Source organism: Cytobacillus firmus (assembly GCF_023612095.1).
In the GTDB taxonomy this organism is placed as follows: Bacteria; Bacillota; Bacilli; order Bacillales; family Cytobacillaceae; genus Cytobacillus.
This window is the reverse complement of record NZ_CP086235.1, coordinates 865,739-880,624: the sequence shown is the minus strand read 5'-3', so window position 1 is coordinate 880,624 and position 14,886 is coordinate 865,739. Positions and strand designations below refer to the sequence as shown.

Genomic DNA, 14,886 nt, shown 5'->3' with positions numbered 1-14,886 from the left:
ATTAGGGTATATTTCATTTTACAACGTACAGCCAAACTATTACTACGGTTTTATTAGATCCTATTTTGGATATATAATACTTTAAAAAGCGGGAGATATTATGACCAGTTTAGAGATAGAAATACTAATGAAGCTGGGGATATCAGCAGTCCTGGGTCTAGTTATCGGCCTGGAGAGAGAATTAAAAAGAAAGCCGGTCGGCCTAAAGACCAGCTTAGTTATTTCCATAGTAAGCTGCCTCTTGACCATTGTGTCTATTGAATCAGCCTATATGTTTCCCGGTAATGATAACATCAACATTACGATGGATCCTCTGCGTTTAGCTGCCCAAATTGTTTCAGGAATTGGCTTTTTGGGTGCAGGCGTTATATTAAGGCGCGGAAATGATAGCATTTCGGGTCTTACAACAGCTGCCTTAATCTGGGGGGCAGCAGGGATTGGAATTGCTGTAGGAGCAGGCTTTTATATTGAAGCAATGGCAGGAGTAGCACTGCTGATTATTTCAGTAGAAGTAATTCCTTTTATCATGGGCTTAATTGGTCCTAAACGTTTAAGGGAAAAAGAGATAAACCTGCAGCTGAAAGTACGGGATAAAGAAAATATTGCAGACATCATCCCAGCTGTAAAAGACCTTGATATATCTATAAAACATATTCGCATTAAAGATTTAGAGGATGAGAATCTGCATCTTGTACAGCTCATCGTTGCCGTCGACTACAAAAGAAGAACTACGGATGTTTATTACAGTGTTTCAAGTATTCCTGGAGTACAATGTATGGAAATCGATAGTATGCAGTAAATTTTTTTAATAATTCCTCTTGCAAGATAGCCCCGATGTGGTTATAATTTTTCTTGTACCACCACCCGGGGGATTAGCTCAGCTGGGAGAGCGCAACGCTGGCAGCGTTGAGGTCAGGGGTTCGAGCCCCCTATTCTCCATAACTAAGAAAAGCTGCAGGGCCAAAATAGGCCCTGCAGCTTTTTTTTCTGTTATTCCTCTACTCTTTCATCCTTCCCTGCCAGCCAAAAAGCAGCAGCGATGGAACCAAAGACCACGATAAACGGTGCATAAAACATCACAAATTCAGCCATGATTTCCCCTCCTATGCATGGTCGTCACGCTTACCCTGAACATAGTCTTTATTGAACAGAAACAGCCTGAGCAGCAGATAAAGGGACGGCAGCAGCAAACCCAATCCTGCTATAAAAGCAATGACCAGGGCAATGGCCATAGCTTCGTTTGTGAAACCGTCATAAATGGTCAGGTATGGATAAAGCAGATACGGATAATGTGAGATCCCATATGCAAAGAAAGCCACAAAGAATTGCCCTGTCAGCAGCCCGAATGCAAGGCCGTAGTATCTTCTCTTCCATATTAGATAGACCGTTCCTGCAAACAAAAGGAATGAGATGCCGAACAGCCACCACAATTCCATTAATCTGCTGAAATGCTCAGGATTGTGATCCCTCAGTTCAACAATGATGCCTGTCGCTGTTACGATGGCAGGCACCGCCCAAATAAGAGCATATTTTCTCAGCAGTTCTGCAGCCGGTTCATCGTTTGCTTTATTGGCATACCAGGTAAGGAACACTGCTGATATATATAGGACTGCTGTTATACTCAGCACAACAATGCTCCATGTCAGCGGGCTGGTGAACAATGTCCAATAGTCAAGCTCCAGTCCCTCTGAACTCTCACTAACGAATCCGCCTTCTGAAATGGTCAGGACTATGGACAGGGATGCAGGGATGAAAAGACCTGAAAGCCCGTACAGATAGGTCCATCTTTTTTGTCTTAGCCCTCCGTAGGTGGTAAAAGCATAATAAGAACCGCGAATGGCAAGCAGGACTACTGCAATGCTTGCCGGCACCAGCAGGACGGTTCCATAATAGTAGGCGGTTTTTGGAAAAAATCCGACAATGCCAACAAAGAAGAACACCAGGAATACATTTGTAACTTCCCAAACCGGTGATAAATAGCGCTGTATAATTCGCGTTAAAATATGCTGTTTTCCGCGAAATAGGCTGTATGCGTTGAAAAATCCTGCTCCAAAATCAATAGACGCAACGATGACATAGCCGAATAAAAACAGCCATAAGACGGAAATACCGAGGATCTCAAGCGTCATCGAAGCTCACCTTCTTTCTCAAGCTCACGGTCGGCCAATTCCTGCTCAACAGGATTTTTGCGGAACATTCTGGTAAGGACAATGAAACTTCCGATTCCCAGCACGAGATATAAGCCTGCAAACAGCAGAAGCATAAGGTCTACCTGTCCGCTTGATGTGGCAGCTTCTTCAGTACGCATAATGCCCCGGAGAATCCATGGCTGCCGGCCTACTTCCGCAAGCCACCATCCCGCTTCAATCGCAATGATCGATAATGGCCCGCCCAGAACGATTAGCCAGCGGAACCATTTAGCCGAAACAAAGCGCATTTTAAACCAGGTGCCCAGAACATAGAAGAGTGATAGTGCCGTCAACCACATGCCAATGGTAACCATAAGGTCAAATAAATAATGGATATAAAGCGGCGGTATTTCATCTTCCGGAAATTGATCGAGTCCGATCACCTCTGCATTCGGATTGCTGTGTGCAAGAATGCTGAGAGCATACGGAATCTTAATGGCATATTTCACTTCACCGTCATCAAGAACACCATATAGCATTAAAGGAGCCCCTTCTTCAGTTTCAAAATGCCACTCAGCGGCAGCCAGTTTTTCAGGCTGGTATTCTGCAAGATATTTCCCCGAGAAGTCACCAATTACCGCTGTAGCGATTGAGAAAATCAATCCGATTTTCATTGTAAGCATTAATGCCTTCTTATGGTAAATATGATTCGATCCCCTCAAAAGGCGATAAGCACCTATTGATGCCAGAACAAACGCTGATGTCATATAGGCAGTGGAAAGCACATGGGCAACCTTTGTCGGCATGGCAGGAGTAAACATCGCCAGTACCGGGTTAACATTAACAAGCTGCCCATTCACAATATCAAATCCCTGGGGCGCGTTCATAAATGCATTTACAATTGTAATGAAAATTGCTGAGAATGATGCCCCAATTGCGACCGGGATTAATAAAAGCAAATGCTTCTTCTGGTTCTCAAACCGATCCCAAGTATAGAGATAAATCCCGAGAAAAATTGCTTCAAAGAAAAAAGCAAATGTCTCCATAAACAGAGGCAGCGCAATGACATTGCCGGCAAGTTCCATAAAGTTAGGCCACAGCAAAGAGAGCTGCAGTCCAATGGCAGTGCCGGTAACAACTCCGACAGCCACGGTAATGACAAAACCGCGCGTCCATCTTCTGGCGAGCAGAATATAATGTTCATCCTGCTTTTTGATTCCCACCCACTGCGCTATCATAATCATGAGCGGGATGCCGACACCAATGGTTGCGTAAATGATATGAAAGGATAATGTCAGCTCTGTTAAGACACGGCTGAAAAAAACTGTTTCTTCATTTCCCATTTAAACATTCTCCTTTTCCTATCCTGCAAAAATACGGCCAATAAAAGAAAGTCCCATAATGATAGCCACTGTAAAAGCAAGCCACATCAAAATACGTTCCTGTTTTTTATACATTCACTCACTCCTATTGAATGCTCACTACATCACATTATTCCACAGCTCCAGCCTAAAAGCTGTGACACTTAAACAACATTTATATGAGGAATATGTGAAACTATGTAATTCCTTTTACAGCTCCCTATTCCCTTTGGAACATAAATTAAAACGAATAGGACATTGGAATTTGCCAATGCCAAGTTTCAGCAGATTATTTATCTAACTTGTAGAATGACTTCCTATCTACAGATTCCGGCGGATTCTCCATCCAGCCTCTTGCAATCAACAATTTTAGCCCTTCATTTCCATACTTCAAAATCTCGCCAATAAATATTGTATACTGGACGCCCAAATCTTTGCGAATAGATACAGACAGAGCAGTTGCAAGTGCCGGAATTGCAACCTGATTGGAAGCAGAAATGATAAACAGCATCAGCTTCTCGGAAAAAGGAGACACTCTTGATGCAGTTACCTCCAGTGAAGCAGGATAAACTCCAAATGAACTGTCTTCTTTCAAAAATTTATTAAATGATTCTATTTGCCTCTCGGTCAGCTTTTTTCCTTTTAACAAATACTCTTTAACTTCTCTGTCTTTGGACACTTGAATCAATCCAGTAAGAAGCACAAGCCCTATACTGTTCCGTTCAATTGAAAAAAATAATTCACTCATCTCCATTGTATTTAACGGGCGTCCATTTCCAAACCAGCTGCTCAGGAGAGAAGGTTCATTTTTTTTAAATTCCACTGAATCCGGATACTCCATTTTGAGAGGGCGGTCATAAATTCCTTTTTCCAGCATTAGCGATAAGGATTTCTTATATAGCTCAATGGTCCTGCGTAAGCAGCCATCATAGAATTCCACAATATCTGCCCTTGCGACTTTTGTAAGAGCATTGGAATAAAAGTTAATAATCATCTGTCCGCCCCGGTAAACAAAGCTTAGAGCAAATAATTCCGTATAAAGAGGAGGAGCGTTCAAATTCACATCCTCGTCTCCAAATCCCTTGGGTATAGGGAATTTTTCTTCCGCAAAGACTTTTTTAATATTTTTATTAAAGGAAACCGCCAGGCTCATCGCTTCCTTAAGATTTGCCTTAATATACTTATCCTCCACATACTGCATGAAATGGCTATAGAAACAAATCATGGCTGAGTTTTGTGTATATGTAGCCCATAATGCTGATATCTCTGCGGTTGTTAGTTTTACTTTTTTTCTGTCCATTGAAACGCTCCTGTTTTTCTTATTAATCTGTTCAAACCGGTCAAGTTTATACTATTTTTGCCAATAAAAATCCCGGTGCATACACACCGGGAAAGGGTTATATTTTTTGCACTGCCATTTCTGGATCTTCATCGCCTGATACCAGGTCGAATGCCCGCTTATAGGTATTTTCCTTATCCAGCACAGCATAAAGGGTTTTAGCTACATCCTCACGGGGAATGAAGCCCCGCTCCAAGGTTTCCGCTGCTTTAATTTTGCCGGTTCCCGGGTCATTTGTCAGGCCGCCCGGACGTACGATTGTGTAGTTCAAGCTGCTGTTTTCCAACATTCTGTCGGCATAATGCTTTGCGGCATAATAAGGCTTGATTGCTTCACTCCACTTATCGCGATTATTTGCCTGGATAGCGCTGACCATAACAAACCGGTCCACCCCGGCCTTTTCTGCCGCTTCAATTGTTTTTGCGGCTCCGTCCAGGTCAATCAGCAGAGTTTTGTCATAGCCGGTATTTCCGCCTGAACCTGCAGTAAAAACAATCGCATCACAGCCTTTGGCTGCTTCAGCCAATTCCTCAACTGATCCTTCAAGGCTTGCTAATGCCGTTTCCACTCCCATTTCTTCAAACTGGATGACCTGCTCTTCTTTTCTGACCATAGCTCTTGCTGTATGTTTATCCTCTTCTTTTATCAGCTTGACAAGCTGCTTCCCAATTTGCCCGTTTGCTCCGACGATAAGAACTTTCATGGATACCTGCCCCTTTCTGTTTTATGGACTTTATTATTTCAAAAGGAAAATGCGTTACCAAATGAACTGTTTATGAACTCATACGAACAATTCGCTTTTTATAAAGAGCCGCAATTGTATTCATAATTAATACAGGGATCTTCTTTGGAAAATATCTTCTTCTGTAAAATTTATAGAATGCATGTTTCAAGTCATCCCACTGTGTACAATTCTTCGTTTGCTTAAATCTGGCAACATCAATGATTTTAATTTGCCCTTCCTTTGTAAGAATAATGTTTCGCAGGTGAATATCCGAGGGGTTTAGCCCGCTTTCCCTCGCCAGTTTTAAGGCTTCATCAATTTGTCTTATTGTCTCCTCCTTTATCGGTACCCCGTGCGCAAGACAATCAAACAGAGTCAGCCCCTGTACATAATCAATGACAATATAGTTATCTCCAGAGTCATATAAAGAAGGGTAGTATGGATGGTCAGGCAAAGCCCTGTAAATCTCCGCTTCCTCCCTGGCAATTCTTTTAAATTCCGGAAAAAAGACTTTTAATACATGATTGGTTTCTTTAATCCTAAAAGCAAAGGCACTTCTCCCTGCCCCAATAAATTCCAGGCTGTCGTCCTTTTCAAGAAGTCTGGTCCAATTAAGGCTTCTGGAAAATTTCACACTGTCTGCAAGTTGATGATACAGCTTCATTATAAAACCTCCTGTTCCAGACTCTCCTAAAAAAATAAAAGGCACTGAGCCATTTATTGGTCTCAGCGCCTTAAAAACAAAAGAGACCTTACCAAATAAATGGTAAAGGTCTCGCAAGCAACATCTGTTGCCAGTAAAGCCGGAGATTTAACATCCCGTATTGACGACTTTACTTGAAAGCTACTCCCCTTTAGGAAGAATCCGAACTATTTTGTTAGATTAATTATATGTTGTATTCCTACATTAGTCAAATGAATCGGCCGCAGGAACCCCATAATAAAGTTTGAAAGCAATCGGAAGAGCCCGACCAAGAAATGATCCCTCTATCTTTCTACTTAAATGCTTTAACTCCACCCTGCACAGGAAGCATGATATGACTTCTTTCCGGATCGATGGTTATTTTCGTGCCTGCGTCCGGTCTGATTGTATAGTTATAATCGCTTGATAAAACAACTACTCCCAGACGATCACCTTCTTTAAACACATAATCATCCGGCTGCATATCCCATGTAAATGTATATTCACGGGTCTGTGTAAGCCCGGAAGATCTATCTTCGCTGTGAAGGTTTTGAGGATCCATCCACCCTCTTGTAACAATTTCCGGCTTGCCTTCCCCATATTTAACAAGGAGGGCTGTTAGGTTGGCTGTTTTACGGTCTATGCTTGCACGAATTTGAACCTCTGGCGTTCCGCTCATGCGAATATCGTTTTCTAAAGGCGGAGTCAAATAGACAAGCCTATTAGCAAATGGAGAATCCGGATTCAAAGCCAGCTCTTCAGCCTTGATTGCTGCATCGTCCACAAAATGCTGATTTTTCTTGTTCTTATTCGGTACAGGCTGCAATTCTAAGCTGCCGCCTCCTTCTGAAGCCGGTTTAAAATGCAATTTCGTGCCTAAGGTTCCTTCAGCAGGCCAGCTGTCCTCTGAATGCCACGTCTTATCCTCTCTTTGAATATCAACCATCGGTTCATTCATGACATCATTTTTAATATCATACAGCCAGTAATCAAACCATTTATTTAAAGTCGGGAGCCAAACATCACGTCTGAAGCTGTAAGGGCTGGAATGACCGCCTTGATGAAGCCACATTTTCCTCGGAACATCATTCTCTCCAAGTGCCTGCCACCAATCTGAAAAATGCTTTGTCTTAACATTCCAGTCATTTAATCCATGGACAATAAAGACACTTGCTTTTACTTGGTCAGCATCCTTTGTATAATCTCTTTTACTCCAGAATTCATTATAATCACCGGTTTGCCTGTCCTGGCCTTCAGTTAATTCTTTTATGACATTACTGCAAGCTTCAGGATTTTTCCTGGTTAAGATAGCTTCGGCCATATTATCTGCATCTTCCCCTTGATACCCGCCTGGCGCAATCACAGCACCGTTTGAACGATAATAGTCATACCAGCTGCTGATTGCCGCAATAGGCACGATTGTTTTAAGGCCCTCGACTCCAGTGGCAGCCACAGCATTAGGCAGGGTTCCATTATAAGAAACTCCTGTCATTCCCACGTTTCCTGTTGTCCAATCAGCTTTTATTTCCTGTCCCTCTGCATTGTAAGCTTTTGTTCTTCCATTCAGCCAATCAATTACAGCCCGTGTTCCAAGAATTTCATGCTCATCTCCGGTTGTAGGACAGCCGTCAGAAAGGCCAGTCCCTACACTTTCCGCAAGAACAACCGCATAGCCTCTGGGCACAAAATAGTCGTCATAATATCCCGGGAGATTTGTCTGCGGTTTTCCCTTTTTCCCCTTGTCTTTCCCTTTTTTTGGCACAGCGTTAAGCTCTGTATCCACATCATAAACCGGCACTCCTTTAATTCCGGAACGGTAAGGGCTCATTTCATAAATAACAGGTACCTTTAATCCTTCCTCTGTTTCTTTTGGCCTGATAATATCTGCACGTACCCGATCCAGTTTCCCATCCCGATCACTGTCAGTTGCTGTTTCAACAAAAACTCTTTCGACAATGGCATCGTCCAGGGAAAAAACAGGCTGTGTCATGCCATTTTCGACTTTAATCTGTGTTTCCGCTGAAGCAATGCCGTTGTGGCTGTCTTTACCCATTGAAGGCAAAGCCCCGCCGGCAATCAACGGGAAAGCGATGGCTGATGTAATGAGCACTTTTAATGCAGCCTTTTTCATAGTAAATCCTCCCCTTATAAAACTTTATAATTTTCAGAATATATTAAAATCACATTAGTTTCGATAGTCGAAAGACCTGTATTTTTCAAAAGAAAAGTGCTGACAATCCACCGGAGTCCTTCTAAAGTCATGTAAAAAGATGTATGCATCCCTTATACGGTACTTTACATCTATCATTTTCTCGAATCCCAAAAGTTAATATATTCCTTTTCTCCCGGAATTAATAAATCTGCTAGGATAATCGATTCGTTTTACTCTCTATTAAAAGGAAGCAGAGCTATGTAGGCGAATACATATAGCTGGACTACCAGTCGAGGGGGAATTATAGATGAAAGTTGGAAAGAAAGCTTCTTCTGTCATGCTTGCAGCAGTAATGACAGTTTCAAGTTTGTATGGGGTGCCTGTACAATTTGTACAGACTGCTGAAGCAGCACAAAGCCAGACAGAACATCCCGGCTCAAAAGCGTTTGATCAGAAGGTTATCGCAAGGATAGATGCAGCTCGCATGATGGAGGATGTCAGGTATTTATCAGAAACCATCGGACCGCGGGTTGCAGGAACTGATGCGGAAAAAGAAGCCGCAAATTTCATTCGCAAACGCCTTCAGTCATATGGCTACACAGTCGAAACACAAGAATTCAGCATTCCTGATAAAATGGCTGGAGGTTTGCACACCAGTGATTTGAAGGAGGTTCTTGTAACCATTCCTTCCGGGTCGGGATCGACGCCTGAAGAAGGAATTACCTCAGAATTATATGATGCCGGATTAGGGAGGGCAGCTGATTTCACAGAGGAAGCACCAGGGAAAATAGCACTTATTTCACGCGGTGACATTACGTTCTCTGAAAAAGTGTTAAATGCTGTAAATGCCGGTGCTGCAGGGGTCCTCATATACAATAATGTGGATCAGCCAGCCCCTATGAATCCTTCAATCGGAGGCCCATATAATATTCCTGTAGGAAGCATAACGAAAGCAAGCGGAGAAGCACTTCTTCAAGATGTTGCGGCACAAAACAAAAAAGTAACCCTTACTGTAAAAAGATTTCAAAACATAAAATCGCAAAACATTATTGCCACCAAGAACCCTAAGCCTCATAAAGGCGGGGAAACTGATATTGTCCATATTTCTGCACATTTCGATAGTGTCCCATTTGCTCCAGGGGCAAGCGATAACGCATCAGGTACTGCTGTTGCCCTTGAGCTGGCGAGAGTTCTGAAAAGTTATCCTGCTGACAAAGAATTACGATTTGCATTTGTAGGCGCAGAAGAAATCGGCCTTCTTGGTTCTCAGTATTATGTCAGCCAGCTGAGCGGCAATGAAATAGAGCGGAGCATAGCAAACTTCAATATGGATATGGTAGGTACAGCATGGGAAAATGCAACTGCGATTTACATGAATACCCTGGATGGCCAGGCAAATATTGCAACAGAAACCGCTCTTGCCACTGCAGAGCGTATCGGCACACCATCTGAATTAGTGCTTTATCAGCGCGGCGCATCCGACCATGTTTCTTTTCACGATGCAGGCATCCCGGCTGTTAATTTTATCAGGCGGGAGCCTGTCACAGCCAATCTTGAGCCGTATTACCATACACCGCTGGATTCCATCGAGCACATAAGTGCCGAGCGGATGAAAGAAGCCGGGAATCTAATTGGCGCTTCAGTTTACAGCTTAATCCGAAAATAGAATTGTCTCTATGAATCCTCGGAAATACCACGAGGATTTTTTTGTTTTTTACTTACCAGCTATTTATTAACGCCATTGTGTTTACATGCAAAATAAGAGGGTACACTATACCCTTTCTAAATTTCATGTTTAATATTTAGACGTTTTTACAGTTTAAATTGTAAAGAATCCGGGTAACATAATTGTAACATTACAAATAAATAAACTAACTGCCTGTTAGTCCTTTATATCCCTAAAGGAGGGAGTCATCATGGATTTTGAACACGAGGCTGTCATACTAAAGAGAGAACTCTCCCTTCTCATGGATGAATATGAAAGGTGCGAGATTGACGACGTGAAAAATGAAATTTCAAAGGATATTCAACTGCTGAGCCGTGCAATAGACGATATACTTAATTAAGTATATACGTGGCATGGCTTTTTTTATATTTTAATAACATACACACATGGTTTTTATTAGGAGTGATGTTTTATGCCACAGCAAATTTATTACAGTTTCATCCGTCTGCCATTAGTAATCAGGATTCTGTTGATTGCCCTGCTGGTGATCTTTCTCTTTGGCGGATTAATACATATTATCGAACCCTCCTCCTTTCCGACCTTTTTTGATGGAATCTGGTGGGCTGTGGTTACAGCCTCCACTGTGGGATTTGGAGATTTATATCCGACAAGCACAGCCGGACGCATTATAGGAATTGCGCTTATTTTAACAGGAGCGGGCTTTCTGTCTACATATTTTATTTCACTTGCAACAGCCGCAGTAACACGGCAGAATGACTTCCTGGAGGGAAAAGTTAAATACCAGGGTAAAAATCATATTGTTGTGATCGGCTGGAATGAACGTGCACGGGAGATCGTAAATACACTCGGGGGCGATGGGATGAACCATTCCATTGCTTTAATAGATGAAACATTAAAATCAAATCCTGTCCCCCATAATAATGTACATTTTATTCAGGGACGCGCTAACAGAGATGATGTCCTTATGAAGGCAAATATATTTGACGCGCAAAAAGTAATCATAACAGCAGATCAGAATAAAGATGAATTGCATGCAGATATGAATTCAATCTTAGCCTTATTGGCAATCAAAGGGTTGAATCGGGATGTTCAATGCATCGTGGAAATATTAACATCTGAACAGGCAGCAAATGCTAAAAGAGCTGGGGCTGATGAAATTGTCCAGACGAATGTGCTCACAAGCTTCGTTATGATCAACAGCATTTCTTCCCAGGAGCTCGTTACTTCTTTTCTTGATTTGCTGGGACAGCTTGATAAACGAAAATTAACGTTTCAGCCTGCATCGGAAGAAATAGAAAATAAAACCTTTGCTGAACTTAGTGCAGAGCTCATGAATGAAGGCATCCTCCTTTTAGGTGTTAAAAGAGGGAGGAAACTCTGGTTAATCCTCCCCAGCCTTTTAAAATTCTTCAGCAGGATCAGCTGATTGTTATACTCGGTTAATCTCTTATTAATATGGACTCAAGCTCCTCTACAAGTGCTTTGCCGAGATCAATGAATTCCTTCGGAAAACTGGCGTCCTTATCCACAGGCTCCGAGAATTGATCAAAGGAGGCGCTGAAATTTCCGGTATAGGCGTGGTCATCAAGACCGCGCTGGTACTTATGGGAAAGCAGAAATGGCCTGCCTATCTCCACCGTACAGCTTGGATCATCAAGCTGCCCATCAATTGCCTTAAATGGGACCCTTAAAAACTGGTATCCCACCTCATCATCAATTTTATAGTCAAAAGAACCGTGATCATAATCCCAGTTCCCGCCAATCGAATAGCCAATCGGCTTCAAAGCCTGCTCCAGCTTATACAAATCAAAATGCTTTCCTTCCACTTTTGAAGGTATCTCAATCACTGAATCCATCCCCTTTTTCGCTTTTGGCTTAGTTTCTCCAAAGTGGAGGATATCATGAATGCGATGGAACTATATTTTCTTCAATAAAAAACGCCTGCCCGCAGGCAGACGCTTCTCACTATTACTTCAATCTTTTTTCAAGTTCCGCTTTTTTCTCTTCAAATCCTGGTTTTCCCAACAAAGCGAACATGTTTACTTTGTATGCTTCAACACCAGGCTGGTCGAAAGGATTCACTCCCAGAAGATAACCGCTCATGGCACATGCTTTTTCAAAGAAGTAAACCAGATAGCCAAATGTATAGGCATCCATTTTTGGAATGGAAACGATGAGGTTTGGCACTCCGCCATCTGTGTGTGCAAGCATGGTTCCTTCAAAAGCTTTGTTATTCACAAAATCGACAGTCTCACCCGCAAGATAGTTCAAACCATCAAGATCATTTTCCGCCTCTTCAATGGTAAGTTCATGGCGTGATTCCTCCACCTTGATAACCGTTTCAAAAAGGTCCCGGCGGCCTTCCTGCACATACTGGCCTAATGAATGAAGATCAGTGGAGAAGTTAGCTGATGAAGGGAAAATTCCTTTCTGGTCTTTTCCTTCACTTTCACCGAAAAGCTGCTTCCACCACTCTGCAAAATATTGAAGACCTGGTTCATAGTTGATCAGCATTTCAATCGTTTTGCCTTTGTTATAAAGAACATTGCGGACAGCAGCATACTGATAGGCTGCGTTCTCCTGAAGCTCAGATTTGCTGAAGTCTTCGCGCGCCTGTGCAGCACCGTTCATCATATCTTCAATGCTTGCACCGCTGACAGCTATCGGCAAAAGACCTACAGCTGTTAGAACAGAATAGCGGCCGCCTACATCATCAGGAATAATAAATGACTCGTAGCCTTCTTCTGTTGCAAGCGTTTTTAAAGCACCTCTCGCTTTGTCGGTCGTAGCATAAATTCGTTTACGCGCTTCTTCCACACCATACTTTTCCTCGAGCATTTTGCGGAAAATACGGAAAGCTAATGCCGGCTCAGTTGTTGTGCCTGATTTGGAGATCACATTAATGGACCAATCTATTCCTTCAAGCAGATCCATTAAATCCTTCATGTATGAAGAACTGATATTGTTGCCGGCAAACAGCACCTGCGGAGTACCGCGCTTTTCTTTTGGAAGTGCATTATAGAAGCTGTGCTGAAGCATTTCTATAGCCGCACGCGCTCCAAGATAGGAGCCTCCAATTCCAATGACAATAAGAACATCGGAATCGTTCTTAATTTTCTCAGCCGCTTTTTGAATGCGGGAGAACTCTTCTTTATCATAGTTTGAGGGCAGATCGATCCAGCCTAAATAGTCGCTGCCAGCTCCAGTTTGTTCATGAAGGGAGTGGTGAGCAACCTTCACTGCATCCTGCAGATATGTAATTTCATGTTCGCCAAAAAAAGGAAGTGCTTTTGAGTAATCAAAACGAACGTGTGTCATGAATGTCCTCCATTTTTTCTCAAATTTAAACAGCTCTTATCATTTGCTGCCATCTCTATTCCACTTTAACGAATGCACCAAAGTTAATCAAGAATCATCCCATATTGTAAGCGTGTCCAATTTTGACATATTTTTTACGTAAAAGGATGATTGTAATTTTCCGGCGTAAAATTGTCAAAGGACCCCGCCGCAGGGCAGAGTCCGTCTGAATGTTACAAGGAAGCTCGGTAGATTGAAACTACGTCAGCATGATTTAATTTCGCGAAATTGCCAAATTCTCCATTGACCGTCGCTTTGTCTGCCATCAATTCAATCTTGCTGTCATCAATGTCATAATCAGCCAGGCGGGAAGGCGCCCCAATGCTGTTCCAGAATTCACGAAGCTTTTCAATCCCTTCAAGTGCTGTCTCTTCATCCGTTTTTCCTGCAGGATCCACATTAAGTACACGGACAGCCAGCTGCTTAAAGCGTTCAGGCTTCACTGTCAAATTATGCTTCATCCAGTTCGGGAACAGAATGGCAAGGCCGCCGCCATGAGGAATATCATAAACAGCCGATACAGCATGCTCGATATTATGCGTTGCCCAGTCCCCGCGATAGCCCATATTCAGGATTCCATTCAGCGCCATCGTGCCGGAATATAAAATGGTTGCACGATGCTCATAGCTTTCAAGGTCTTCAAGAAGCTTAGGAGCTGCTTCCATTATGGTGATCAGCAGAGATTCGCACATGCGATCCTGAAAATCAGTATTCTCTTCAAGATGGAAATAATGCTCCAGTACATGGGACATCATGTCGACAATTCCATATACCGTTTGATTTCTTGGCACTGAAAACGTATTAACAGGATCAAGAATTGAAAATTTAGGGAATGTCACGGGACTGCCCCATCCATATTTTTCATTTGTTTCCCAGTTTGTAATAACAGATCCGGCATTCATTTCAGAACCGGTAGCAGCTAGTGTAAGAACCGTTCCAAACGGCAGAGCTTCTGCAGCAAATGCTTTCTTGATAACCAGATCCCAGGCATCGCCAGCATATTTGGCACCGGCAGCAATAGCCTTAGTGCAATCGATGACACTCCCTCCGCCAACAGCGAGCAGGAAATCGACACTTTCATTTTTACAGATTTCAACGCCTTTGCGAACGGTAGAGATTCTTGGATTAGGCTCAACCCCTGCCAATTCAAAAACTTCAGCACCAATTTCATTTAGCTCAGCCATCACTTTATCATATAAACCATTTCGCTTAATGCTTCCTCCGCCGTATACAACAAGTACCTTCTTGCCGTACTGGGGAATTTCAGTCTGCAATTGGGACAGTTGATCTTTCCCAAAAATTAATTTTGTCGGATTATAAAAGGTAAAATTTTGCATATCAACATCTCCTTTACCCCATCATTATCATTCAAATTTTAAGCTATTGCAAAAAGTATGATTCGGTATTCGGACTCCTTTCATTATGGCCCTTAACTACTATTAAGATGAATATTTT

Annotated in this window: 14 protein-coding genes and 1 tRNA gene; 5 read left to right on the top strand and 10 right to left on the bottom strand. The window is 42.5% G+C overall.

Annotation, left to right across the window (positions count from 1 at the left end; genetic code table 11):
* Window positions 1-100 precede the first annotated feature (100 nt).
* Complete coding sequence (locus LLY41_RS04435) at window positions 101-799, top strand: MgtC/SapB family protein (RefSeq protein ID WP_095243662.1); 699 nt, start codon at window positions 101-103, stop codon at window positions 797-799.
* Between the two features lie 67 nt (window positions 800-866).
* Window positions 867-939 (top strand) — tRNA-Ala (locus LLY41_RS04430).
* A 51-nt stretch (window positions 940-990) separates the two neighbouring features.
* Here LLY41_RS04430 and cydS read toward each other — a convergent pair.
* From cydS to LLY41_RS04400, 7 genes are all read right to left on the bottom strand, one after another.
* Entirely contained in the window at window positions 991-1,092 is a 102-nt protein-coding gene (gene cydS / locus LLY41_RS22565) for a cytochrome bd oxidase small subunit CydS family protein (protein ID WP_396106091.1), read from the bottom strand.
* An 11-nt stretch (window positions 1,093-1,103) separates the two neighbouring features.
* A complete protein-coding gene (locus LLY41_RS04425) occupies window positions 1,104-2,129 on the bottom strand; it encodes a cytochrome d ubiquinol oxidase subunit II (protein ID WP_095243661.1) in 1,026 nt (341 codons plus the stop codon).
* The gene (locus LLY41_RS04420) at window positions 2,126-3,472 is read right to left on the bottom strand and encodes a cytochrome ubiquinol oxidase subunit I (RefSeq protein WP_304587050.1); all 1,347 of its coding nucleotides are present in this window, start codon (window positions 3,470-3,472) and stop codon (window positions 2,126-2,128) included. The genes LLY41_RS04425 and LLY41_RS04420 overlap by 4 nt, the downstream gene beginning before the upstream one ends.
* 307 nt (window positions 3,473-3,779) lie before the next feature.
* Window positions 3,780-4,790, bottom strand: coding sequence for a DUF3231 family protein (locus tag LLY41_RS04415; protein ID WP_304587049.1), 1,011 nt, complete (start codon window positions 4,788-4,790; stop codon window positions 3,780-3,782).
* A 97-nt stretch (window positions 4,791-4,887) separates the two neighbouring features.
* Window positions 4,888-5,532, bottom strand: a complete 645-nt coding sequence (locus tag LLY41_RS04410; protein ID WP_304587048.1) for an SDR family oxidoreductase — start codon at window positions 5,530-5,532, stop codon at window positions 4,888-4,890.
* Window positions 5,533-5,602: 70 nt separating this feature from the next.
* On the bottom strand, window positions 5,603-6,217 hold the full coding sequence (locus LLY41_RS04405; RefSeq protein WP_095243657.1) for a serine/threonine protein kinase: 615 nt from the start codon (window positions 6,215-6,217) through the stop codon (window positions 5,603-5,605).
* 331 nt (window positions 6,218-6,548) lie between these two features.
* The gene (locus tag LLY41_RS04400) at window positions 6,549-8,366 is read right to left on the bottom strand and encodes a Xaa-Pro dipeptidyl-peptidase (RefSeq protein ID WP_304587047.1); all 1,818 of its coding nucleotides are present in this window, start codon (window positions 8,364-8,366) and stop codon (window positions 6,549-6,551) included.
* Between the two features lie 328 nt (window positions 8,367-8,694).
* Here LLY41_RS04400 and LLY41_RS04395 point away from each other — a divergent pair, with 328 nt between their 5' ends.
* The 3 genes from LLY41_RS04395 (at window position 8,695) to LLY41_RS04385 (ending at window position 11,500) form a co-directional block, all read left to right on the top strand.
* A complete protein-coding gene (locus tag LLY41_RS04395; RefSeq protein WP_304587046.1) occupies window positions 8,695-10,053 on the top strand; it encodes a DUF4910 domain-containing protein in 1,359 nt (452 codons plus the stop codon).
* Window positions 10,054-10,303: 250 nt separating this feature from the next.
* A complete protein-coding gene (locus tag LLY41_RS04390) occupies window positions 10,304-10,453 on the top strand; it encodes a hypothetical protein (RefSeq protein ID WP_175609186.1) in 150 nt (49 codons plus the stop codon).
* Window positions 10,454-10,525: 72 nt separating this feature from the next.
* Window positions 10,526-11,500 carry a potassium channel family protein gene (locus LLY41_RS04385; protein ID WP_370460213.1) on the top strand — a complete coding sequence of 325 codons (975 nt, stop codon included), beginning with the start codon at window positions 10,526-10,528 and terminating at the stop codon, window positions 11,498-11,500.
* Between the two features lie 13 nt (window positions 11,501-11,513).
* Here LLY41_RS04385 and LLY41_RS04380 read toward each other — a convergent pair whose 3' ends face one another.
* From LLY41_RS04380 to LLY41_RS04370, 3 genes are all read right to left on the bottom strand, one after another.
* On the bottom strand, window positions 11,514-11,921 hold the full coding sequence (locus LLY41_RS04380) for a YugN-like family protein (protein WP_061793366.1): 408 nt from the start codon (window positions 11,919-11,921) through the stop codon (window positions 11,514-11,516).
* A 121-nt stretch (window positions 11,922-12,042) separates the two neighbouring features.
* Window positions 12,043-13,392: a glucose-6-phosphate isomerase gene (locus LLY41_RS04375; protein ID WP_304587045.1), complete on the bottom strand. Its 1,350-nt coding sequence runs from the start codon at window positions 13,390-13,392 to the stop codon at window positions 12,043-12,045.
* 212 nt (window positions 13,393-13,604) lie between these two features.
* Complete coding sequence (locus LLY41_RS04370; protein WP_304587044.1) at window positions 13,605-14,768, bottom strand: iron-containing alcohol dehydrogenase; 1,164 nt, start codon at window positions 14,766-14,768, stop codon at window positions 13,605-13,607.
* Window positions 14,769-14,886: the final 118 nt, after the last annotated feature.